The organism is Streptomyces sp. NPDC026673 (assembly GCF_040638135.1).
Classification (GTDB): Bacteria; Actinomycetota; Actinomycetes; order Streptomycetales; family Streptomycetaceae; genus Actinacidiphila.
In genome coordinates this window covers 1-21,641 of record NZ_JBEZXR010000066.1, presented here as the reverse complement: position 1 = coordinate 21,641, position 21,641 = coordinate 1, and the positions used below count along the sequence as shown (strand labels likewise).

The following is a 21,641-nucleotide window of genomic DNA, read 5'->3' as shown; positions in this document are numbered from 1 at the left end:
GCCCGACCGCCCGCGACCGCCCGCCCGGCCCCGCGGCCGCGCGGCTTCCCGCGACCGGCGGCACCGTCACCACCGGGCGAACACCGCGGTCGCGTCGTCGCGCGGCTTGCCGCGGGGGAAGCGGGCGCCGTCCGGGTCCGCCGACTCCGCGGCGCGCACCCGGCGGAGGAGTTCCTCCGGGCCGGCCTTGCGCAGCAGGGTGAACGTGCCCTGCCAGTCCTCCTCGTGGAAGACCTCGACGAGGCGGGCGGCGCCGTCCGTCAGGGCCGCGACCGCGCGGACCCCCGAACGCGGCAGGGTCCCCGTGACGGCGCGTGCCGCGACCGCGGGGTCCGCCGCCGCGGTGAAGAAGCCGCCCTCGGCGTTGCGGAGGGCCTCCACCGCGCGCCCGTACTCCGAGGCGGCCTCGGCGCGGGCCGCCGTGCCGCGCGGGAGGGTGCGGACGGCCGCGCGCAGGGCGGGCACCGGATCGGGAAGCCGGCGGAGCCGGTCGTCGAGCACGGCGCCGACGTGGCCGGAGGTGTCCTCGATGAGCAACACCGAGTCGGAAAGCACGAGATGCTCCACGCTGTCCGCATTCCATCGGACCGCGACCACGGTGGCCTGGGGAGTGCGGCGGTGATAAAGGTCACAGGTGTCGCGATGCGCGGCCGCGGTGCGCCGGACGGCCTCGGCGAGGCAGTCCGCGAGGCTCGGCGCCGCGGGCGAAACGGACAGTTCGATCATGGATCCGCCCAGCTGGGAGACATACCAGGGGACGGTGTGGCGGCATCCGGTGGGACCGTCCGGCGGGGTCACGCCGTCCAGCAGGATCAGTGAACCGCCGCCGCCTGACGCGGGCATGGCCACAGCGGCGAAGTCCTCGTTGGGCCGCTCGGGGCTGCCGGGCTCGGTCGCCGTCTCGATGCGCATGCGGTCAGTGTGCAGCAGCGGCCCGTGGGGGCTGTTCGAAGCCGGCGGGCACTCCCCGGGGGTTACCGGCGAGTGAAGGAGCGCATCCTGCCAGGGCGGCGGCCCGGATGCCAGTTTTCCGTCGGGCCCGTCCGGGGACGCGCGCGTAACGATCCCGCCGCCGAGTTGAACGTCAACTTGTGCGTGCGATTCACTCGTTCGGGTGTCGGGGCGGGGGACGCACATCTGCATTCCGGGTCGGCCTGAGAAGGTCGGAACGATGCCGGGATGAGGCCAGACGTTGCCGTGCTCGGTGCTCGGCCGATGTGTCGTCATCTCGGGACCAGTGGATCAGGCGAGACGGGATAGCGAGCACCGGTGCGAACACGACGTAACCCGCGGACCAAGCGCGTACGGCAGCGACTGCTGGGCGCCCTGCTGATCTGCGCCGTCACGGTCCTGGCGGCCTCCGCGCCGGGCGTGGCCACGGCCGTGCGCGATCTGGCCGAGTCCCAGCGGCTGGTCGGCATGGCGCGACTCGAGGCCCAGGCGGTCTCGCTGTCCCACGCGCTGGCCGACGAACGCGACGGCATGGCGGTCTTCGTGGCCGGCGGCCGCTCCACCGAGGGCGGTACGGGCGTCTCGGAGAGCCAACGCGAGCGGGTCGACCGCCAGGTCGAGGAAGTGCTCGCGGAGGCCGCCGACGCCGACACCGACGACGCCCCGGCCTTCGCCGACGCGACCGCCGAGGTCGCCCGGCGGCTCGGCGAACTCCCCGCCGTCCGGCAGAAGGTGCTCTCCGGCCCCGGCTCCGCCGCGGCGGCCGTCGCGGCCTACGACCCGGCCATCCGCGCGCTGAACGGGGTCGCCGCAGCGGTCGCCCGCTCGCTGCCCGCCCGCGGCGCCTCCGCCGACACCACCGCGCTCCCGGCGCTCGCCCGCGCCGTCGACCAGGCCGCCGCCCAGCGCGGCCTCCTGGTCGGCGCGCTCACCGCGGGAGACGGGGGGCCCGGCCTGATCGGCGCCGCGCAGACGGCCGCCGTCAGCGAGCGGGCCGCGCTCACCGACTTCCGCGGCGGGGCCTCGCCGGCCGCCGTCGAGCAGTACGACCAGACGGTCACCGGTTCCGACGTCAGCGAGGCCGAGAAGCGCCTGAAGCGGCTGCTGAACGGCTCCGCGCTCTCCACCGCCGACCGCGCGCTCAAGCCGGGATCGGTACAGGCCGCCCTTTCCGCGCGGATCGACATGATGCGCGGCGTCGAGTCCTCGCTCGCGGCCGCCTCCGCCGACCGGCTCGCCGCGCTGCGCGACGACGACGTGACGGCCCTCGAACTCCACATCGCCCTCGCCGGGGTGTGCTTCCTGCTCGTCCTCGGCGTCAGCGTCTCCACGGCCCGCTCGATCACCCGCCCGGCCGCCGCCCTGGCCCGCTTCGCGCGCGGCGACGTCCCCGCCGACGAGCAGGTCAGGGTGGTCGGCGGCGACGAGTTCGCCGCGACGGCCCGGGCCGTGAACGCGCTCCGTGCCGAGATCGCCGGGCTGCGCGGGCGGGTCGCCGCGCAGGACGCCGAGCACACCAAGCTCCAGGGCGTACGCGACGCCCTCGCCGCGGAGCGCGATCTGCTGCACGGCAAGCAGGAGGCGCTCACCAGCCGCCTGGGCACGCTGCAGGGCAACGTCCACAGCACGTACGCCAATCTGACGCTGCGCACCCTCGGTCTGGTCGAGCGCCAGCTCACCCTGATCGAGCGGCTGGAGGACCTGGTCCACGACCCGGAAGAGCTCGCGCAGCTGTTCCGGCTCGACCACCTGGCCACCCGCATGCGCCGCAACAGCGAGAACCTGCTGCTCCTGGCCGGCGTCGAACACGGCCACACGCACGCCAAGCCCGTTCCGCTGGTCGACGTCGCGCGTGCCGCGGTCTCCGAGATCGACAAGTACGAGCGCGTCCGCATCCAGCAGCTTCCCGCCGGGCGGATCGCCGGCTTCGCCTCCGACGACCTGAGCCACCTGGTCGCCGAACTCCTGGAGAACGCCGCCGCCTTCTCGCCGCCGGAGAACGAGGTGCAGCTGTCCGGCTGGATGCTGGAGAGCGGCGAGCTGATGCTGTCGGTCGAGGACCAGGGCATCGGCATCCCCACGGCCCGGCTGGACGAGCTCAACGCGCTGCTGACGCAGGCCGATCCCGCGGAGCACGGCGCCGGCGAGGAGACCACCGGCATGGGGATGTACGTGGTCGCCCGGCTCGCCGCGCGGCACGGCATCCGCGTCCAGCTCCGCGACGCCAAGCGCGGCGGCACCACCGCCGTGGTGGTCGTGCCCACCGCGCTGACGGCACCGGCGGAGGACCCGGACGGCCCGCAGACCCCCGTGGAGGCTGCCGTCGCGGGCGAGCCGTGGCAGCCGCGCAAGGCGCTGCGGCGTCCGCGGCCCGAGAGTGCCGAGGAGCCCGAGGAGACGACGGCCCGGCAGGCCGGGGACGGCGAGCGGGCCGAACCGGCGACGGCCGCCGCGACCGAACCGGTCGCCGCAACGGCACCGGTCGCCGCGGAACCGGAGCGTGCCGCGGAGCCCGCGAGCACGCCCGTCGCCGAGGAACCGGCCGCCGCGCCCGCGTCCGGGAGCGAGGCCATCGAGCACGCCCGCGCGGACCAGCCCGTTCCGGAGCCCGCGGCGCCCGCGCCCGCTGAGGCGCCCGGGGCATCGGGGCTCACCGCCAAGGGCCTGCCGCAGCGCGTGCCCCGTTCCACGGGGCTGTCGGGGGAGCCGCAGCTTCGTGCAGAGGCCCGGCAAGCCGGCGGGGTGGACCCGGAGGAGCTGCGGCGCAGGCTCGGCGGCTTCGCCAGGGGTCTGCGTGACGGCCGGGCGGAGGCCGAGGCCGAGACGCAGGAGATCCGGCGCGGTCTGCCCGCGCCGCGGGGGGCGGCGGACGAGGCCGCAGCAGAAGGCAGTTCGGGGGGACACCAACAAGTCGAAGCCGAAGGCGTCGAGGAGGCACGCGGTTGATGTCGGCCGGTACGGACACCCAGAGTGAACGGGGCCTGAGCCACGAGGCACGTAACCTCCAGTGGCTGCTGAGCAATTTCGTGGAGGACGTGCCAGGCGTCCGCTCCGTGGCGGTCGTGTCCTCGGACGGACTGCTGCTGCTGACCTCCGAGCCCGAGGCCGACGAGGCCGACGGGACGGACGAGGAGGCGGCGGACGGCGCGGCCGGACGGCCCAAGGGCCCGGCGGGCACCTCGGCCGACCTGGCCACGGTGGTCTCCGGGATCGCGTCGCTGACCGAAGGCGCGGCGCGCCTGATGGACGGCGGCGGGGTGCGGCAGACGGGCGTGTCGATGGAGAACGGCAGTGTGTTCGTCATGACGATCGGCGACGGCTCACTGCTCGGGGTCCACGCGGACGCCGAGTGCGACATGAGCGTGGTGGCCTACCACATGGCCCTGTTCGTGGGCCGGGCCGGCCATGCGCTCACCCCCGCGCTCCGCACGGAGCTGCGCCAGGCGATCGAGGAGGGCCGCTGATGCGCCGTGAGGTGATCCCCGCGGCCCGGGCGGCCGCCGCGCTCCCGGTACGGGGTGCCGGGCGCAGAGCCGCCCGGGTGCGGCCCTACGCGCTGACCGGCGGCCGTACGTCCTTCGGCCATGTGCTGCTCGTGGAGACCTTCGTCGCGACGATCGACGCCTCCGCCGAGCGCCGGGAACTGACCGCGGGCAGCTGGGCCGAGCGCGTCATGCCGGAGATGCGGGCCATCGTGGAGCTGTGCCGCCGGATGCGCTCGGTGGCCGAGATCTCGGCGCTGCTGCGCATGCCGCTCGGCGTCGTCCGGGTCCTGCTCAGCGACCTGGCCGATCAGGGAAGGATCCGCGTGTACGGGACCGGGCACGGGCCCGGCACCCCGGATCGCGCACTGCTGGAGAGGGTGCTCGGTGGACTTCGCAGGCTCTGACATGTCGTCCCTCGCGGAAGAAGACGGCCTGCAGGAGTGGCAACTGGACGTGAGCCACGCCCCCACCTCGACCAAGATCGTGGTGGCGGGCGGCTTCGGCGTGGGCAAGACCACCTTCGTCGGCGCGGTCTCGGAGATCACCCCGCTCACCACCGAGGCGGTGATGACCCGGGCCAGTGAGGACATCGACGACCTCGGGTCCACCCCGGACAAGACCACCACCACGGTGGCGATGGACTTCGGGCGGATCACCCTCGACCGGGAGCTGGTGCTGTATCTGTTCGGCACGCCCGGCCAGCAGCGCTTCTGGTTCATGTGGGACGACCTGGTGCGCGGGGCGATCGGCGCGGTCGTCCTCGCCGACACCCGCAGGCTCGCCGACGCCTTCCCGGCACTGGACTACTTCGAGAGCAGCGGCCTGCCCTACGCGGTGGCGGTCAACCACTTCGAGGGCACCACCGCGTACGACGAGATCGACGTCCGCGAGGCGCTCGCCGTGCCGGACGAGATCCCGGTGGTGATATGCGACGCCCGCGACCGCGAGTCGGTGGTCCAGGTCCTGCTGGCCCTGGTCAAGCAGGCCCTCATAGCCCAGCCGGAGTAGCAGTCTTCCGGGGGAGTCGTGGGGACGCCCACCGGACGCACCCAAGCCGCACCGTACGAGAGAGCATGCCGACTTGCGCAAGATACTGATCGTGGGAGCCGGCCAGTCCGGGCTCCAACTGGCCCTGGGGCTGCAGTCCCGGGGATACGAGGTCACCGTCATGTCCAACCGCACGGCGGACGAGATACGCCAGGGGCGTGTCATGTCCACACAGTGCATGTTCGACACGGCGCTGGGGCACGAGCGTGACCTGGGCCTCGGTTTCTGGGAGGACCAGACCCCCCGGATCGAGGGCCTGGGCGTCTCCGTCGCGGCGCCCGACGGCTCCCGTCCCATCGACTGGGTGGGCCGGCTCGACGCCTATGCGCAGTCCGTCGACCAGCGGGTGAAGATGGCCGGCTGGCTCGAGACCTTCGTCGAGCGCGGCGGCAAGCTGGTCGTCCACGGGGTGACCGTCGGAGACCTGGACTACTTCTCCCGCGCCTACGACCTGGTGATGGTCGCGGCGGGCAAGGGCGAACTGGTCTCCATGTTCGGCCGGGACGCCGCGCGCTCCCCCTATGACAGCCCGCAGCGCTCGCTGGCCGTCGCCTACGTGCACGGTCTCGGACCGCGTCCGGAACACCCGGACTTCCACGCGGTGCGGCTCAACATGGTGCCCGGAGCCGGCGAACTGATCGTCATCCCGGCGCTGACCACCTCCGGCCCCTGCGACATCCTCTTCTGGGAGGGTGTGCCGGGCGGTCCGCTCGATGTCTTCGACGGCGTCAAGGACCCGCAGGAGCACCTGCGCATCACGCTTGACCTGATGAAGCGTCACCTTCCCTGGGAGTACGACCGCGCCCGCGACGTGGAGCTGACCGACGTGGGAGGCACGCTCTCGGGCCGCTTCGCCCCGGTCGTCCGGCACCCCGTCGCCGAGCTCCCCTCCGGCGGCCTGGTGCTGGGCGTCGCCGACGTCGTCGTGGCCAACGACCCGATCACCGGACAGGGCTCCAACAGCGCCTCCAAGTGCGCGGCCGCCTACCTCGACGCCATCGTCGAGCAGGGCGACAAGCCCTTCGACCGGGACTGGATGGAGTCCGCCTTCGCCCGCTTCTGGGCCACCGCCGAGCCGGTGACGAAGTGGACCAACGCTCTGCTCGGCCCGCCGCCGGAGCACATCCTGGGGCTGATCGGGGCCGCCGGGCAGCTGCCGGCGGTCGCGAACCGCTTCGCCAACGGCTTCGACGACCCGTCGGACTACGAGTCGTACTTCTACGACCCGGAGGCCACCGCCGCCTACCTGGCCTCGGTCGCCGGGGCCTGAGGGGCCGCCGCCCGCGGACGGCCGCCGTCGCCGGTCATCGGCGGCCGCCCGCATACCCACACGGGACACCCGGCGCCCGGCCCCGGCGGCCGGGGTGCCGGTCGTCACGCCCCCGCCTTGGCAGTGCTCCGGGGCTGTGAAACGCTCGTCTTACGGGACATCTGTCCGGCGTCCGCACACAGATCCCGTACGGTCGAGCCCGGCCGTCCGCCGCGAGGCCGCTGGTCCAGGCTCCCGTACGGGAGAGGGAACAGCCATGACGACGACCGAGCACGACCGCGACGGCCATCTGGACCCCACCCTGTACCGCACCCCGGCGGACGCCGTCGCCGCGCCCCCGGAGAAGCTCGCCTATGTGGTCGGTTTCGACCCGGCCGGACGGCGCCCGGACGCGCTGTTCACCGTCGTCACCGATCCGGGGTCCCCGGCGTACGGGCAGGTCGCCGCCCACGTCGAGATGCCCGGCCGCGGCGACGAACTGCACCACTTCGGCTGGAACGCCTGCTCGAGCGCGCTGGCGCATGCCGGTCACCACCACCCCTCGCGGCGCTACCTCATCGTCCCGGGACTGCGCTCCTCCCGGCTGCACGTCTTCGACACCGGCCCCGATCCCGCCCGCCCGCGCCTGGTGAAGGTGATCGAGCCCGGGGAACTGGCGGCCAAGGCCGGATATTCGCGTCCGCACACCCTCCACTGCGGCCCCGACGGGGTGTTTCTGTCCTGCCTGGGCGGCGCGGACGGCGCGGATGGCGCGGACGGGCCCGGCGGCGTCGCGCTGCTGGACCACGAGAGCTTCGATGTGCTGCGCGCCTGGGAGAGCGACCGCGGACCGCAGCGGCTCGCCTACGACGTCTGGTGGCATCTGCGCCGGAACATCGCCGTGACCAGCGAGTGGGGCAGCCCCTCGATGATCGAGGACGGGCTCGTCCCCGAACTGCTGCTGGACCGCCGCTACGGGCACGCACTGCACTTCTGGGAGCTGGACTCCGGCCAGCATCTGCAGCGCGTCGACCTGGGCGACGAGCACCAGATGGCGCTGGAACTGCGCCCCTCACACGACCCCGAGGCGACCTGGGGGTTCACGAACACCGTGGTCAACGTGGAGGACCTGTCGGCGTCGGTCTGGCTGTGGGAGAGGGAGGGCGAGGACTTCACGGTCCGCGAGGTGATCACCGTCCCCGCCGAGCCCGCGCGGACGGAGGATCTGCCCCCGGCGCTCCAGCCGTTCGGTGCCGTGCCCCCTCTGATCACCGACATCGACCTGTCGGTGGACGACCGGTGGCTGTACGTGTCCGCCTGGGGAACCGGCGATCTGCTCCAGTACGACGTGAGCGACCCGTCCCGTCCGAGGCGGACCGCGTCCGTGCGCCTCGGCGGCATCGCCGCCCGGCAGCCGCACCCGGCCGAGCCGGACGTCCCGCTGACGGGCGGGGCGCAGATGGTCGAGCTCAGCCGCGACGGACGGCGTGTGTACCTGACGAACTCCCTGTACGCCGCCTGGGACGCGCAGTTCTATCCCGCGGGCATCGACCCGTGGATGATCGGCCTCGACGCCGATACCTCGCAGGGCGGGCTAACCGTCGACAGCCGCTTCTTCCCGCACGGCCAGGACTTCCTGGGCCTGCGGGTGCACCAGACACGCCTGCAGGGCGGCGACGCGTCCTCGGACTCGTACTGCTTCCGCCACTGACCGGGTGGTGCGGGGTGGCGGTGCCGGTGGGTGGTCGGCTTTCCCGCCGTCTCGCTCCCTTCGGTCGCAAGGAGGCCGGCTGCGGAGGGAGGGTGGGGGCGGCTCTCGTCGGGCGTGTGCGGGTGGGTTTGCGGCGGGGGTTCAGGCGCCGGAGCGGGTTTCCTCTTCGGTGCTGTCTGTCTCGTCGCCGTCCGCGGGTAGAGATGGCTGGTTGCCACGCCCACCGTCCGTGGGTGGCGCGCCCGCCGTGACCTGCGTCTGCGGGTGATTTCCCGGCGGGCACCGGGCTCGGCGGGTGGCTTTGCGAGATCGGGCTCTGTTTCGCCGACATAGTCGGTGAAAGCGGGCCCGGTCTTCCCTGGCTCAAGGATCGGGCTCTGTTCCGCCGACTATGTCGGCGAAAGCGAGCCCGATGTCCCGCCCGCCCCTCGACAGCACCCCGAATCAGCCGCAGACGCCGGTTACGGCTGGCGCGCCCACCACCGGGAGTAGGCGTGGAAGCGGTCATCTATACGCGCGGACGGCAACGAGACCCGCGCCACTGGAAAGGCACCCCGCTCCGGCGCCTGAACCCCCGCCGACCACCGGCCCGCACACCGCCGCGAAGCCCCAGGCCCCTCCCTCCCCGTCCGCAGCCCGCATCTTTGCGACCGAAGGGAGCCAGACGGCGGGACAGCCGAACCACCCACGCACCCGGCGGCGTCGCCCGGCGCCGTCAGCCGGTGACGTCCACGACGACCTTGCCCTCGGCGGATCCCCGCTCGACCGCCTCGTGCGCGGCGGCGGCCGTGGCGAGGGTGAAGCGGCGCGGGTCGACCCGCGGCCGGAGCGTCCCGGCCTCGGCGAGGGCGGCGGCCTCGCGCAGGATCTCGCCGTGGTGCTCGCGCCCGCGGCCGGTGAGCATCGGCAGCAGGGTGAAGACCCCGGAGTAGGTGGCCCCGCGGAAGGACAGGGGCGCGATGCTGTGGGTGCCCCAGCCGAGCGCGCTCACCACATGCCCGGTGTGGACGCGGACGGCGGTGAAGGAGGCGTCGAGCGTCTCCCCGCCGACGGTGTCGAAGACGATGTCGAAGCCCTCGCCGCCGGTGTGCTCGGCGACGTACTCCTCGACCGGGGTCGTCGTGTGGTCGATCGGCGTCGCGCCCAGCGAGGCGATCGCCTCCAGGCTCCGCGGGGAGCCGGTGGCGAAGACCTCGGCGCCCCGGGTACGGGCCAGTTGGACGGCCACGTGGCCGATGCCGCCGGCGCCGCCGTGGACGAGTACCTTCTGCCCCTCGCGCACCCCCGCCCGGTCCACCAGGCCCTCCCACGCGGTGATCAGGACCAGGGGAAGGGCCGCTGCCTGACGCATCGTCAGGGCGTGGGGCTTGTGGGCCAGCAGCCGTGCGTCCACCGCCGCGTACTCGGCGAGGGAGCCCTGCAGGTCGCCGACGCCGCCGGTCATCCCGTAGACCTCGTCTCCGGGGGCGAACCCGGTGACGTCCGCGCCGACCTCCTCGACCACGCCGGCCAGGTCCAGGCCGAGTACCGCGGGCAGCACCGTGCGGGCGTGCGCGGCCTTTCCCGCGCGGATCTTGGTGTCCAGGGGGTTCACGCCGGCGGCGGCGATCCGGACCAGCACCTGGCCGGGGCCGGGCGACGGCGTCACGATCTCGCTCAGGGTCAGCGGGTCGCCGAACCGTTCCAGCATCGCGGCTCGCATCGTGGGACGGGGGGTCATGGGGACATCCTTTCGAACAGACAGGTCTGTTTGATTCGGGGCGGAGAACAGCCTCGCCCCTCCACTGCGCAGCGTGTGGACGAGGGCGGGCGGGGGGAGGGGTCAGGCGGCGGGCGGGCAGGCCCGCTCGACCGCGGCGCGCGCCGCGGCCTTGGCGGCGGCGGGCATCGCCGGGTTCTGCTCCAGCTTGCCCGCGGCCAGGGTGCCGTCGACGAGCAGCGTCAGCTGCAGCGCCAGCTCGTCGGGGTCCGCGGCGCCGGCCGCCGCGGCCAGCCCGCGCACCCATGTGCGCACGGTCCGCTTGTGCTCGACGGTCACCTCGTGCGGCTGGCTGCCCGGCTCGCTCTCGGCGGCGGCGTTGATGAAGGGGCAGCCGTGGAAACCGTGCCGCTCGTACGAGGCGGCGACCGCGTCGAAGAGCCCCACCAACTGCTCGCGGGGATCGTCACCCGCGGCGAGGGCGGCGGCGCGCAGCTTGCCCCGCCAGGAGTCGTCGACCCGGCGCAGATACGCGGCGGCCAGTTCGTCCTTGGAGGGGAAGTGCACATAGAGCGTGGACTTGGCCACGCCCGACTCCGCGATGATCCGGTCGACGCCCACGCCGCGCAGGCCGTGCGCGGAGAACAGCGCCTCGGCCGTCGTCAGTATGCGCTCGCGCGCCGGAGGGCGCTTCACCGTCGCGGGCATGCCGCTCACCTCGATCCTCACCGGGGCCCGGTGGCCCCGCGCACCAAAACTAACAGACAGGTCTGTCCGATGCGGGTGAGGTCCCGGTCACACCGGAGCGGTGCCCCGTCCCGCGGGGCACCGCCGTGCGGTCAGGAGCGCGGAGCCCCGCCCAGCGGGGTCGGAGCGGTGGCGCCCTTGGGGGCGACCGGCGAGGTGTAGCGCTTCATCGACGGGGCCCCGGAGTCGGGGCGCACGGCGCCGAGGATCGGGTTGGCGGCGATCGGGGAGATCTTGACGACGCCGCCCGGGCGCGGGGCCTGGATGACCCTGCCGTTGCCGATGTAGATCGCCACGTGGGTGGCGCCGGGGAAGTAGACCACCAGGTCGCCGGGGCGCAGCAGGTTCAGCGGGACGTGCGGGAGCTGCTTCCACTGCTCCTGGCTGGTGCGCGGGATGACCGTCCCCCCGTGCTCCCAGGCCCGCGAGGTGAGCCCCGAGCAGTCGTACGCCTTCGGGCCCTCGGCGCCCCAGACGTACGGCTTGCCGAGCTGGGCGTAGGCGAAGCTCAGCGCCCTGTTGCCGGCCAGGGACGGCGCGAGCGTCAGGGAGCCGAGCTTGCCCGAGCGGAGGAAGGCCGCCTGGGCCTGGTCGATGCCCTGCTCCTCCAGCCGCTGGAGGTCCTCGATCTGGGTGCCGGTCAGCCCGGCGAGGATCCGCTCGACATCGGACAGTTGCCGCTCGATCTCCTCCTTGGCCTCGCGCTGCTTCTTCTCCAGCTGTTCCGAACCGTCCAGCGCGTGCTGCTGGGCCCGGTTGAGCGCGGAGATCCGCTTCTCGCCGTTCTCCAGCTGGGCGACGAGTTCGGCCTGGCTGCCCGCGGCGCGGTCGAGCATGTGGCCCTGGGCGAAGGCGTCCTGCGGATCGCTGCTGAGCAGCAGGTTGAGATACGGGGAGACGCCGCCCGACTTGTACTGCTCCCGCGCCAGCTGCCCGGCCAGCGCGCGGGCGTCGCTGAGCGCGGTGCGCTCCTCGGCGAGCTGCCGGTCGAGGCGGTCGGCCTTGCTCTGGTTCTCCTCGAGCTCGACCTTGGCCTGGTCGTAGGTCTCGGTGGCCTGCTCGGCCTTGAGGTAGAGGTCCTGCAGCCGCTCCAGCAGCACCACGAGCGTCTGCTCGTTCGGCACCGGATCGTCGGGGGCGGCATAGGCATGGGCGGGCATTCCCAGGGCCGCAGCGGCCAGCAGCGTCCCGCAGACGAGTGCCCTGCGCACCCAACCCCCGGGCCGGCGTGCTGCTGACATACCGTCACCTCCGCTTGTCCGACTGCACACCTGCGGGTAGATCCTTACATGATCGGGTCGGCTGCGACAGAGGGACCGGCCGGAACGTGCGGCTCCACCGGCTGTGGAGCCACCCGTTCGTCCGTCGTCACCCGAAATAGGTGTCGAAATTCCGCTGGAATTCCCAGTTGCCGTACTTGTCCCAGTTCACCGACCAGGTCATCAGCCCGCGCAGCGACGGCCAGGTGCCGTGGGTGGTGTAGCCGCCGCAGTTGACCTTCCTGGTAAGGCAGTCGAGCGCCTTGTTCACCTCGGCCGGGGTGGTCCAGCCGTTGCCCGCGTTGCTGCTGGCCGGCAGGCCGATGGCCACCTGGGACGGGGAGAGTGCCGGGAACACCCGGGAGGTGTTGCCCGCGACCGGGAAGCCGGTGAGGAGCATGTCGGTCATGGCGATGTGGAAGTCGGCGCCGCCCATCTGGTGGTACTGGTTGTCCAGCCCCATGATCGGCCCGGAGTTGTAGTCCTGGACGTGGAGGAGCGTCAGGTCGTTCCGCAGCGCGTGGATCACCGGGAGGTACGCCCCCGCCCGCGGGTCCTGGGCGCCGTTGGGCCCGGGGCCGTAGAACTGGTAGCCGAGCTGGACGAAGAAGGTCTCGGGGGCCATGGTCAGCACGAATCCGCTGCCGTACCTGGCCTTGAGGGTCTTGAGCGCGGAGATCAGGTTGACCACGACCGGTGTGGTCGGGTTCCTGAAGTCGGTGTCCCCGGCGTTCAGTGAGAGGGAGTGGCCCTCGAAGTCGATGTCGAGGCCGTCCAGTCCCCAGGTGTCGATGATCCTGCTCACCGAGGTGACGAAGGCGTCGCGGGCGGCGGCGGTGGTGAGCTGGACCTGCCCGTTCTGGCCGCCGATGGAGATCAGCACCTTCTTGCCCTGAGCCTGCTTGGCCTTGATGGCCGCCTTGAACTCCGCGTCGGACTCGACGTTCGGGCACTCGGCGACCGGGCAGCGGGCGAAGCGGATGTCCCCCGAGGTGGTGGAGGTGGGTTCGCCGAAGGCGAGGTCGATGTAGTCCCAGCTCGCCGGGACGTCGGCCATGCGGACGTACCCCGAGCCGTTGGCGAAGCTGGAGTGCAGATAGCCGACCAGGGCGTGCGACGAGGGAGTCGGGGTCGGGGTGGGCGTCGGTGTCGGTGTCGGGGTGGGCGTTGGTGTGGGCGTGGGGGTCGGGGTCGGCGTGGGGCCGCCGGGCCCGTTGAGCGAGAGGTCGTCGGCGTAGTACGTGGGCTGCGCGTACCAGCCGTGGACGTAGACGGTCGCGCTGGTCTGGTTCGCGCCCGTCGTGAAGTTCACGCTCAGCTGCTGGTAGCCGCCGCCGGTGCCCGGGGTCCAGGTGCTCGCGCCGCCGTCCACGCCGATGTAGACATAGCTCCCCTTGACCTGGGCCGAGTAGGTGTACGTCGTGTTCGGGGCGACGCCGACCGTCTGCTTGCACTGGGCGGTCCCGGAGCCGCCGGGAGTGCCGGCGAGCGCGTAGCCGCCGCTCCTGGCCTGCCCGGTGACCGCCTGTGTGGTGCCGGAGTCGCAGCTCCAGCCGGACAGGTCGCCCGACTCGAAGCCTCCGTTGGCCAGGAACTCACCGGCGTGCGCCGTGGGGGCGAGGGCGACCAGCCCGCCGAGGACGGCGGTGCAGGCGAGGGTCGCCGTCGCGGCGACGAGGTGTCTCATGGGGGCCGCTCCTTCGGGGGGAAGAAGAAGTGCGCATGACAACTCGCAGCAAACAGGTCTGGACCAATCCTGTCAATGGTCCGGACCATCTCCGCGACCGGTCGCCCGGATCCCCCGTCCGGCGGTGCGGCCCCCGGGGCGCTCAGGTCCGCCGCTTCGACCAGGGCCAGCGCGGCTTCTCCGGCCGGTTCCCCTCCGGGTCGTAGACGAAGACCCACCGGGTGCGGCGCTGCGCGCGCGGCCCCGGACTGGGCTCGCGATGATAGACGTGCACGACCGGGGGCGCGCCGTCCTCCTGCGGCACCGGCACCTCGTACACCTTCGGGGGCTGTCCGGTGATGCCGGTCAGCACCCCCAGTACGCGGCCGTCCAGCGGCCCTCCGACAAATTCCGTGTCCTCATGCCTCACGGGCACAGAGTAGGCCCTCCGGAGGGGGCCACGTTCAGGAAACGGCAGGTGGGAGCAGATGTGCGACTGCCTGGGCCAGCGGGGCCACCCGGCGGGCCAGGTCCCCGGCGGGGCTGCCCGCGGTCTCCCGCTCCAGGGCGGCCAGGGCGACCTCCGCCGTCTCCTGGTCGGTGGTGGAGCTGGCCAGCAGCAGCGCGACGAAGTGGTCCACCAGCCACCGCCGCAGCTCCTCGGCCGGGGGCCGCTTGCCCTCGTCCAGCCAGGTCAGCGACACGGCCTCCACACTGGCGATCCAGGAGCGCACCATCATCGCGAGCCGCGGACCGGGCCGCGGGGCGCCCAGGTGCATCAGGATCTGCTCGGCCGCGCTGCGCCTGACCCCGTCCACGATGGCGTCGGTCCGGCTGGTCTCGGCGACGCTGCCGCCGCGCAGCAGCGCGGAGTACGCCGCGTCGTGCTCGTCCACGAACGCGAGGTAGCGGTCCAGCGCGTTGGACAGGCGCTGGGTCATCTCGCCCTCGGCCGGCTCCACGAAGCAGGCCCGCAGCTCCTCGGCGGCGTTGCGCATGGCGGCCTCGTACAGCTGCTGCTTCCCGCCCGGGAAGTAGCGGTAGACCAGGGGGCGGGAGACCCCGGCGGCCGCGGCGACGTCGTCGACCGAGACGTCCTCGGGCCGCCGGTGCCCGAAGAGGTCCACGGCGGCGGCGAGAAGCTGGGTGCGGCGCTGCTCGACGCTCAGCCGGCGATAGGCGGGAGCGGCGGGCGCCGGCGTCGAACGGCCGTTCATGAACGCCAGCGTATCCGGCCGCGCGCCCTCCTACCCGAGAAGCCCCGAGGTGCGCCACATGCGCCGTACGCCCGGACCCTCGAACATGCCGATCTCGTCCAGGAAGTCCATGAGCTTCCGGGCCGCCTGCCGCATCACGTCGCGGCGGTGCGGACTGGTGCGGGCCAGTTCGGCGGCGTACCTCGGGTCGAGGCCCACGGAGGCGTACACCCGCGGGCTGATCAGCGACCGGGCGATCACGCGGGCCGCCTCGGCGGAGGAGACCCGGGTGAAGGCGATCTCCCAGCGCGGCGCCGAACTCATCTGGCGGCGCAGCTCCTCGCGGGCGTAGCGGATGTGCCGGGCCTCCTCGACCACGTGGATGCGGGTCACACCCCGGGTCAGCGGCTGCACCCGCTCGTCCGGGAAGGTCAGCCGCTGCATCCAGTCCAGGATCTCCTCGGCGAGCAGGGTGCCGGTGAAGGAGCCGGGCGTGGTGGAGACCGTCTTGAGCACCCGGCCCAGGTTGTGGTCCGCCCGGGACGGCCGGTACACCGGCGTGCCGAGCCGGGTCACCAGCCGCGCGAACATCTTCGAGTGGCGGCACTCGTCCGCGATCTCGGTCAGCGCGTAGCGGACGTGACCGCTGGTCGGGTCCAGGTCGTAGGAGTGCCGCAGCAGCAGCTGCATCAGGATGATCTCGAACCAGATGCCGATCGAGGCCAGCGACGCCGACTCGTGCCGGCTCAGCTCGATCCGCTGCTCCTGCGACATGTGCTTCCACAGCGGGGTGTCGTACAGCGAGCACAACTCGGGCGGCCAGAACCACTTGCCGTCCTCGAAGGGCGCGTCCCAGTCGAGCTCGGTGTCCGGGTCGAAGGAGTGTTTCGCGGAGGCGTCGAGCAGCCGCTCCGCCACTTTTTCACGCGTTGCAAGAGGGGTGCCAGCGGTCATGGTCTTATGAGACTGTGTGTCAGCAAGCCCGTCAAGAGTCGAGGAGGCGCCAATGCCGTCGCAGGACAACTTGTGGGAGATCCCGGCTTCCGGAGCGGCCCGCTTCTCCTGGGAGTACGACGGCGGGCGCGACCGGCTGCTCGCCCTCTACCAGAAGGGCAAGGACAAGCAGTGGGACGCGGTGACCCGCATCGACTGGGACATCGAGGTGGACCCGTACGACCCGCTCGGCGTGCCGGACCAGAACATGACCATCTGGGGCACCCCCTACTGGGACAAGATGTCCGAGCGGAACAAGCGCGACCTGCGCCGCGCCTACGCGTCCTGGCAGTTCAGCCAGTTCCTCCACGGTGAGCAGGGCGCGATGGTCTGCGCCGCGCGCATCGTGGAGTCGGTGCCCGACCTCGACGCGAAGTTCTACTCCGCGACCCAGACCATGGACGAGGCACGGCACGCCGAGATCTACTCGCGCTTCCTGCGCGAGAAGGTCGGCATGGTCTACCCGATCAACGACTCGCTGCAGGCCCTGCTCGGCGACACCCTCCGCGACTCCCGCTGGGACATGCCCTACCTCGGCATGCAGGTGCTCATCGAGGGACTGGCGCTGGCCGCCTTCGGGATGCTCCGCGACACCACCGACAAGCCGCTGCCCAAGCAGATCCTCGCCTACGTCATGCAGGACGAGGCCCGGCACGTCGCCTTCGGGCGGATGGCGCTGCGCGACCACTACAAGCAGCTGTCCGACGCCGAACTGCGCGAGCGCGAGGAGTTCGTCATCGAGGGCTGCTACCTCATGCGCGACCGGCTGCGCGGCGCCGAGGTGCTGGAGGACTTCGGCATCCCGCGGCAGGAGGCCGAGGAGCTCAGCGAGCGCTCGGAGTATCTGCAGTTGTTCCGCAAACTGCTGTTCAGCCGCATCGTGCCGTGCGTGAAGGACATCGGGCTGTGGGGCGAGCGGCTGCAGCGCGCCTACGTCGACATGGGCGTCTTCGAGATGGGCGACTCCAACCTCGACCTGCTCATGGCGCAGGACGAGGAGATCGCCGAGCGGCTCGACGCGGAGCGCTTCGCCAAGGAGGAGGCCGAACGGGCCGCTGAGGTCGCCGAGGCCATCGCGCTCGGCGGCCGGGACTGAACCCGCCGCGGTTCAGCGCCGCAGCACCGCGCGCATCACGGCGCGGGCGACCGGGGCCGCCTTCCCGCCACCGCTGATGTCGGCGCGGTCGGCGGCGGCGTCCTCCACGACGACGGCCACGGCGACCCGGGCCGGGGCCCCTCGGCTCTCCTTCGCCCAGGAGATGAACCAGGCGAAGGGGGACTCGCGGTTGTCCTCGCCGTGCTGCGCCGTGCCCGTCTTCCCGCCCACCAGCACGCCGGGGATGGCGGCGTTGCGGCCGGTGCCGTGCCGCACCACGGCGACCATCATGTCCTGCATCGCGAACGCCACGACCGAGTCCATCACCTGCCCGTACGCCCGGTCCCCGGTGATCGCCATCGGACGGCCCGCGCTGTCGGTCGTCCGGTCGACCAGATGCGGGTACATCAGCGTGCCGTCGTTGGCCACGGCCGCGGCGACCATCGCCATCTGCAGCGGCGTGGCCCGTGTGTCGTACTGCCCGATGGACGACAGCGCCAGCTGCGCGGCGTCCATGCGGCGGTCGAAGACGCTGACCGCGGGGTGCGACGGGACGCCGACGGAGGGGTCGTTGAAGCCGAAGGCCTCCGCCGTCTCGCGCATCGCCCGCAGCCCGACGTCGTCGCCGAGCTTGCCGAAGACGGTGTTGCAGGAGATCGCGTACGCGTACAGCAGCGGCGCGTCCTCGCAGTCCGCGGACGCCGACTCGTTGCCCAGCACCGTCGCCGAGCCCGGCAGGGGATAGGGGTTCGGGGAGTCGGTGGGCTTCTTGATGTCGGTGACCACACCGGCGGTCAGCGCCGCGACCGCGGTCACCGTCTTGAAGGTGGAACCGGGCGGATACGTCTGGCGCAGCGCCCGGTTGAGCATCGGCTGGTCCCCGGCGGAGACGAGCCGGCGCCAGGCGCCGAGCGCCTCGGGCCCGGTGCCGGCGATCGCCCCGGGATCGTATGAGGGCGTGCTGACGAGCGCCAGGATGCGGCCGGTCAGCGGGTCGAGGGCGGCGACCGCGCCCTTCTTGCCGGCCATCGCCTTGTACGCGGCCTTCTGGGCGGCCGCGTCGATGGTGGTGCGGACGTCACCGGGCGGCGGCGGCCGCCTGGTGACCGCGTTCCACAGGGGGAGCGCGGACAGGTCGGGGGAGGCGCCGGAGAGGATGTCGTCCTCGGCCGCCTCCAGCAGCGCCGTGCCGTAGGTCTGGGAGGCGAAGCCGGTCACCGGGGCGTACAGCGGGCCGTCGGTGTAGGTGCGGACCCAGTCCAGCTGGCCGCCGGTGGACCGGGAGCCGGTCACGGCCCGGCCGCCGACGAGGATGTCGCCGCGCGGCTGGGCGTAACGGGCGATCGGCACCCGCCGGTTGGCGGGGTTGTCGTCGTACACGGGGGCCCGCACCACCTGCACCCGGATGGCGTTCACCAGCAGGGCCACGAACAGCAGCAGGCACAGCGCGGCGGCCCGCCGGGCGTGCGGGGTCATCCCGCGCCCGTCCCGCGATGTGTTCCGCCGTCCATTCCGCCGTCCATTCCGCCGTCCATTCCGCGGTCTGTTCCGCGGTCTGTTCCGCGGTCTGTTCCGCGGTCTGTTCCGCCGCCGTCCGGGCCGGGCGGCGGGCGACGGGCCGTGTCGCTGAGCAGGATCAGCAGCGCGACGATCATCCAGTTGGTGACGACCGAGGAACCGCCCTGCGCCAGGAAGGGCATCGCCATCCCGGTCAGCGGGATCAGACCGGTCACCCCGCCGGCGATCACGAAGACCTGCAGCGCGACGATCGACGCCAGCCCGATGGCCAGCAGCCGGCCGAAGGGTTCGCGGATCGACAGCCCCGCCCGGTAGCCCCGGGCCACCAGCAGCCCGTAGAGCAGGAACAGGGCGGTCAGCCCGGTCAGGCCCAGCTCCTCGCCCGCCGTCGCCAGGATGAAGTCGGACTTGGCCGCGAAACCGATCAGGATCGAGTGCCCTTCGCCCAGGCCGGTGCCCAGCAGCCCCCCGGCGGAGAACGCGAACAGCGACTGCGCCAGCTGGCCCGGCCCCTGACCCGCCTCGATGCTGGCGAACGGACGCAGCCAGTCCGCCACCCGGGAGTGCACATGCGGTTCGAACGAGCCGACGAGGAAGGCCCCGGCCGCCGACAGCAGCAGCCCGATCGCGATCCAGCCGGTGCGGCCGGAGGCGACGTAGAGCAGGATCACGAAGAGCCCGAAGAACAGCAGCGAGGTCCCCAGATCGCGCTCCACGAGCAGCACGCCGAGGCTGATCGCCCAGATCGCCAGCACCGGGCCGAGCACCCGGCCGGTCGGCAACTGCAGTCGCCGGAACCGCCAGATCCGCCGTCCGGTGTACGCGAGCGCGCTGCGGTTGTCCGCGAGGTACGCCGCGAAGAAGACCGCCAGCAGCACCTTCGCGAACTCGCCCGGCTGGAGGGAGAGGTCCGCGACGCGGATCCAGATCCGGGCACCGTTCACGGCGGGGAAGAGGATCGGCGCGATCATCAGGACCAGGGCCGCCACGACGCTCAGGTACGCGTACCGGGCGAGGGTGCGGTGGTCGCGCAGGAACAGGACCACCGCGATGAACAGGGCCACCCCCAGCCCGGACCAGACCAGTTGGGCCGGCGCGGCGGCCTCCGGGGTCTCCAGGTCGAGGCGGTGGATCAGAACCAGGCCGAGGCCGTTGAGCAGCACCCCGATCGGCAGCAGCAGGGGGTCCGCGTACGGGGCGCGCAAGCGCACCGACAGATGGGCGACCAGCGCCAGGCCGCCGAGCGCCGCCCCGTGACCGGCCGCCCCCGGCGGCACGGCGCCGTCGCGGGCCAGCCCCACCGCGCAGTAGCCGTAGACCGGGATCAGCACCGCGCCGACGAGCAGCGCCAGCTCGACCCCCCGGCGCCGGGGCGGCCGGACGCCGGGTACGACGGCGGTCGGCGGTGAGGCCTCGGGGGCGGACGCGGTCATGGGACGCAACGTAGCAAGATGTGACGGACTAATCGCTCATATCCATACAGACCGGGCCGCCGCCCGCATCGGTCCGGCGACAGATCTGCGGCGGCTGCGGACGGCCCGGCGCCTGTCGGAGGGGCCCGCTAGCGTGGCCGGCATGACACTCGAGGCACCGCAGTCCCTGTCCGAGCTGCCGTACGCGGAGGCGCTGGAGCCGTTCGACGCGTCCTCGCTGGCCGTCGAGGAGCGCTACGACACCGTCCACTTCGACGGCCTCACCCTCGGCGGGCAGGACGCCGGCGGGGCCGTCTTCCTCGAGTGCGCCGTCACCGACACCGCCTTCGAGGGCGGCAGCCTGCGCCGTGCGCGATTCAACGAGATGTGGCTGCAGGGCGACCGCTTCGTCGGCACCTCGATGGCCGAGACCAACTGGATGGACGCCACCGCCGACGCGTGCGTGCTCGCCGGGGTCGAGGCCTTCGGGGCGGTGCTGCGCCGCGTGGTCTTCCGGCGCTGCAAGTTCGACTCCGTCAACCTGCGCGCCGCCCGGCTGCACGAGGTCGTCTTCGAGGACTGCGTCCTGCGCGACGTCGACCTCGGCGGCGCCCGGCTCAAGGACGTCTCCTTCCCCGGCACCGCCCTGGAACGCCTCCGCCTCGGCCGCGCCGAACTCGACGGAGCCGATCTGCGCGGCGCCACCCTCCTCGACCTCGCCGACGGCCATGACTCCCTACGCGGCGCCGTCATCGGCAGCGCCCAACTGCTCGACCTCGCCCCCGCGCTGGCCGCCGCACTGGGCATCGTCGTACGGGACGGGGAGGGCGGCGGCCCACGGCGTTCGCGGCGCTGAGGGCCCGCGGCCGAAAAGGCGCGGCGGAAGCCGGGCCGCCGCCGGAGAATCACAGGCATGGGAAAGACGTACGAACGCATCGACGGGCGCCTGCGCGCCTTCATCGAGGAGCAGAAGGTCTTCTTCACCGCCACCGCCCCCCTGTCCGGCGACGGGCACGTCAATGTGTCGCCCAAGGGCCTCGACGGTTCCTTCGCCCTCCTCGACGACCGCACCTTCGCCTACGCCGACCTCGGCGGCAGCGGTGCCGAGACCATCGCCCACCTGCGGGAGAACGGCCGCATCACCCTGATGTGGTGCGCCTTCACCGGGCCGCCCACCATCGTCCGGGTGCACGGGCGCGGCGAGCCCGTCTTCCGCGACGACCCGCGCTGGGACGCGCTCATCCCGTACTTCTCCGACGACATCCGCAAGCGCACCGACATCCGTGCCGTCATCGTCGTCACCGCCGAACGCATCAGCGACAGCTGCGGATTCGCCGTCCCCACCATGGACTTCCGGGAAGAGCGGCCGCTGCACACCCAGCGCTTCTCCCGTGAGACCGAGGAGTCCTTCGGCGAGTACTGCCAGGGCAAGCCGCACGTCGCGTCCAGCCTCGACGGCCTGCCCGCACTGCCGCTCCCGCTGCCGCCCCGGACGTCCTGAGCGGATCCACGCGAAGGGGCGGCGTGCGCCGGCGGGGTGCCGGTGTACGCCGCCCTCGGGCGGGACGGGGCGCGGGCGGCGGGCCCGCGGTGTCGGGGCGGCTACTTCGGG

At 72.7% G+C, this 21,641-nt stretch carries 19 protein-coding genes; 9 read left to right on the top strand and 10 right to left on the bottom strand.

Features of this window, described 5'->3' with window-relative positions; translation table 11 throughout:
• Positions 1–66: 66 nt before the first annotated feature.
• Positions 67–912, bottom strand: coding sequence for a hypothetical protein (locus tag AB0F62_RS32735; protein ID WP_361807678.1), 846 nt, complete (start codon positions 910–912; stop codon positions 67–69).
• A 357-nt stretch (positions 913–1,269) separates the two neighbouring features.
• Between AB0F62_RS32735 and AB0F62_RS32730 the strand changes: the two genes are divergently transcribed.
• The 6 genes from AB0F62_RS32730 (at position 1,270) to AB0F62_RS32705 (ending at position 8,443) form a co-directional block, all read left to right on the top strand.
• Complete coding sequence (locus AB0F62_RS32730; RefSeq protein ID WP_361807675.1) at positions 1,270–3,897, top strand: nitrate- and nitrite sensing domain-containing protein; 2,628 nt, start codon at positions 1,270–1,272, stop codon at positions 3,895–3,897.
• Positions 3,897–4,415 carry a roadblock/LC7 domain-containing protein gene (locus tag AB0F62_RS32725; protein ID WP_361807672.1) on the top strand — a complete coding sequence of 173 codons (519 nt, stop codon included), beginning with the start codon at positions 3,897–3,899 and terminating at the stop codon, positions 4,413–4,415. The genes AB0F62_RS32730 and AB0F62_RS32725 overlap by 1 nt, the downstream gene beginning before the upstream one ends.
• Positions 4,415–4,840 (top strand): DUF742 domain-containing protein, encoded by a 426-nt coding sequence (locus AB0F62_RS32720; protein ID WP_361807669.1) that lies wholly within the window; start codon positions 4,415–4,417, stop codon positions 4,838–4,840. Before AB0F62_RS32725 ends, AB0F62_RS32720 begins: the two co-directional genes overlap by 1 nt.
• Position 4,841: 1 nt before the next feature.
• A complete protein-coding gene (locus AB0F62_RS32715; RefSeq protein WP_361807666.1) occupies positions 4,842–5,444 on the top strand; it encodes an ATP/GTP-binding protein in 603 nt (200 codons plus the stop codon).
• A gap of 73 nt (positions 5,445–5,517) precedes the next feature.
• Positions 5,518–6,753 carry a styrene monooxygenase/indole monooxygenase family protein gene (locus AB0F62_RS32710; RefSeq protein WP_361807663.1) on the top strand — a complete coding sequence of 412 codons (1,236 nt, stop codon included), beginning with the start codon at positions 5,518–5,520 and terminating at the stop codon, positions 6,751–6,753.
• 256 nt (positions 6,754–7,009) lie between these two features.
• Entirely contained in the window at positions 7,010–8,443 is a 1,434-nt protein-coding gene (locus AB0F62_RS32705) for a selenium-binding protein SBP56-related protein (protein WP_361807660.1), read from the top strand.
• 715 nt (positions 8,444–9,158) lie between these two features.
• Here AB0F62_RS32705 and AB0F62_RS32700 read toward each other — a convergent pair.
• From AB0F62_RS32700 to AB0F62_RS32670, 7 genes are all read right to left on the bottom strand, one after another.
• Positions 9,159–10,163, bottom strand: coding sequence for a zinc-dependent alcohol dehydrogenase family protein (locus AB0F62_RS32700; protein WP_361807656.1), 1,005 nt, complete (start codon positions 10,161–10,163; stop codon positions 9,159–9,161).
• 102 nt (positions 10,164–10,265) lie between these two features.
• Positions 10,266–10,850 carry a TetR/AcrR family transcriptional regulator gene (locus AB0F62_RS32695; RefSeq protein ID WP_361807653.1) on the bottom strand — a complete coding sequence of 195 codons (585 nt, stop codon included), beginning with the start codon at positions 10,848–10,850 and terminating at the stop codon, positions 10,266–10,268.
• Between the two features lie 131 nt (positions 10,851–10,981).
• A complete protein-coding gene (locus AB0F62_RS32690; RefSeq protein ID WP_361807650.1) occupies positions 10,982–12,130 on the bottom strand; it encodes an NlpC/P60 family protein in 1,149 nt (382 codons plus the stop codon).
• Positions 12,131–12,257: 127 nt separating this feature from the next.
• The gene (locus AB0F62_RS32685) at positions 12,258–13,835 is read right to left on the bottom strand and encodes a glycosyl hydrolase family 18 protein (RefSeq protein ID WP_361807647.1); all 1,578 of its coding nucleotides are present in this window, start codon (positions 13,833–13,835) and stop codon (positions 12,258–12,260) included.
• Positions 13,836–13,977: 142 nt separating this feature from the next.
• Positions 13,978–14,244, bottom strand: coding sequence for a hypothetical protein (locus AB0F62_RS32680; protein WP_361807644.1), 267 nt, complete (start codon positions 14,242–14,244; stop codon positions 13,978–13,980).
• A 34-nt stretch (positions 14,245–14,278) separates the two neighbouring features.
• Positions 14,279–15,031 carry a TetR/AcrR family transcriptional regulator gene (locus AB0F62_RS32675; RefSeq protein ID WP_361807641.1) on the bottom strand — a complete coding sequence of 251 codons (753 nt, stop codon included), beginning with the start codon at positions 15,029–15,031 and terminating at the stop codon, positions 14,279–14,281.
• Between the two features lie 30 nt (positions 15,032–15,061).
• The gene (locus AB0F62_RS32670) at positions 15,062–15,964 is read right to left on the bottom strand and encodes a diiron oxygenase (RefSeq protein ID WP_361807638.1); all 903 of its coding nucleotides are present in this window, start codon (positions 15,962–15,964) and stop codon (positions 15,062–15,064) included.
• Between the two features lie 52 nt (positions 15,965–16,016).
• On the opposite strand from AB0F62_RS32670, the gene AB0F62_RS32665 reads away from it, so the two are divergent.
• Positions 16,017–17,099: a ferritin-like domain-containing protein gene (locus tag AB0F62_RS32665; protein WP_361807635.1), complete on the top strand. Its 1,083-nt coding sequence runs from the start codon at positions 16,017–16,019 to the stop codon at positions 17,097–17,099.
• A gap of 12 nt (positions 17,100–17,111) precedes the next feature.
• On the opposite strand, the gene AB0F62_RS32660 is transcribed toward AB0F62_RS32665, so the two are convergent.
• Together AB0F62_RS32660 and AB0F62_RS32655 are read right to left on the bottom strand one after the other, a co-directional pair.
• Positions 17,112–18,575, bottom strand: a complete 1,464-nt coding sequence (locus AB0F62_RS32660; RefSeq protein WP_361807632.1) for a penicillin-binding transpeptidase domain-containing protein — start codon at positions 18,573–18,575, stop codon at positions 17,112–17,114.
• The gene (locus AB0F62_RS32655) at positions 18,572–20,050 is read right to left on the bottom strand and encodes an FtsW/RodA/SpoVE family cell cycle protein (RefSeq protein ID WP_361807629.1); all 1,479 of its coding nucleotides are present in this window, start codon (positions 20,048–20,050) and stop codon (positions 18,572–18,574) included. The genes AB0F62_RS32660 and AB0F62_RS32655 overlap by 4 nt, the downstream gene beginning before the upstream one ends.
• Before the next feature lie 142 nt (positions 20,051–20,192).
• Between AB0F62_RS32655 and AB0F62_RS32650 the strand changes: the two genes are divergently transcribed.
• Together AB0F62_RS32650 and AB0F62_RS32645 are read left to right on the top strand one after the other, a co-directional pair.
• Entirely contained in the window at positions 20,193–20,885 is a 693-nt protein-coding gene (locus AB0F62_RS32650; RefSeq protein ID WP_361807626.1) for a pentapeptide repeat-containing protein, read from the top strand.
• Between the two features lie 57 nt (positions 20,886–20,942).
• On the top strand, positions 20,943–21,530 hold the full coding sequence (locus AB0F62_RS32645; RefSeq protein WP_361807623.1) for a pyridoxamine 5'-phosphate oxidase family protein: 588 nt from the start codon (positions 20,943–20,945) through the stop codon (positions 21,528–21,530).
• The last annotated feature ends 111 nt before the right edge of the window (positions 21,531–21,641 follow it).

Bases quoted from the DNA above. Each gene is read 5' to 3' on its own strand.
- AB0F62_RS32705 (WP_361807660.1), top strand. From the start codon at position 7,010: ATGACGACGACCGAGCACGACCGCGACGGCCATCTGGACCCCACCCTG.
- AB0F62_RS32675 (WP_361807641.1), bottom strand. From the start codon at position 15,031: ATGAACGGCCGTTCGACGCCGGCGCCCGCCGCTCCCGCCTATCGCCGG.
- AB0F62_RS32715 (WP_361807666.1), top strand. From the start codon at position 4,842: ATGTCGTCCCTCGCGGAAGAAGACGGCCTGCAGGAGTGGCAACTGGAC.
- AB0F62_RS32655 (WP_361807629.1), bottom strand. From the start codon at position 20,050: ATGACCGCGTCCGCCCCCGAGGCCTCACCGCCGACCGCCGTCGTACCC.
- AB0F62_RS32660 (WP_361807632.1), bottom strand. From the start codon at position 18,575: ATGACCCCGCACGCCCGGCGGGCCGCCGCGCTGTGCCTGCTGCTGTTC.
- AB0F62_RS32650 (WP_361807626.1), top strand. From the start codon at position 20,193: ATGACACTCGAGGCACCGCAGTCCCTGTCCGAGCTGCCGTACGCGGAG.
- AB0F62_RS32735 (WP_361807678.1), bottom strand. From the start codon at position 912: ATGCGCATCGAGACGGCGACCGAGCCCGGCAGCCCCGAGCGGCCCAAC.
- AB0F62_RS32685 (WP_361807647.1), bottom strand. From the start codon at position 13,835: ATGAGACACCTCGTCGCCGCGACGGCGACCCTCGCCTGCACCGCCGTC.
- AB0F62_RS32725 (WP_361807672.1), top strand. From the start codon at position 3,897: ATGTCGGCCGGTACGGACACCCAGAGTGAACGGGGCCTGAGCCACGAG.
- AB0F62_RS32700 (WP_361807656.1), bottom strand. From the start codon at position 10,163: ATGACCCCCCGTCCCACGATGCGAGCCGCGATGCTGGAACGGTTCGGC.
- AB0F62_RS32670 (WP_361807638.1), bottom strand. From the start codon at position 15,964: ATGACCGCTGGCACCCCTCTTGCAACGCGTGAAAAAGTGGCGGAGCGG.
- AB0F62_RS32720 (WP_361807669.1), top strand. From the start codon at position 4,415: ATGCGCCGTGAGGTGATCCCCGCGGCCCGGGCGGCCGCCGCGCTCCCG.
- AB0F62_RS32695 (WP_361807653.1), bottom strand. From the start codon at position 10,850: ATGCCCGCGACGGTGAAGCGCCCTCCGGCGCGCGAGCGCATACTGACG.
- AB0F62_RS32645 (WP_361807623.1), top strand. From the start codon at position 20,943: ATGGGAAAGACGTACGAACGCATCGACGGGCGCCTGCGCGCCTTCATC.
- AB0F62_RS32665 (WP_361807635.1), top strand. From the start codon at position 16,017: ATGCCGTCGCAGGACAACTTGTGGGAGATCCCGGCTTCCGGAGCGGCC.
- AB0F62_RS32690 (WP_361807650.1), bottom strand. From the start codon at position 12,130: ATGTCAGCAGCACGCCGGCCCGGGGGTTGGGTGCGCAGGGCACTCGTC.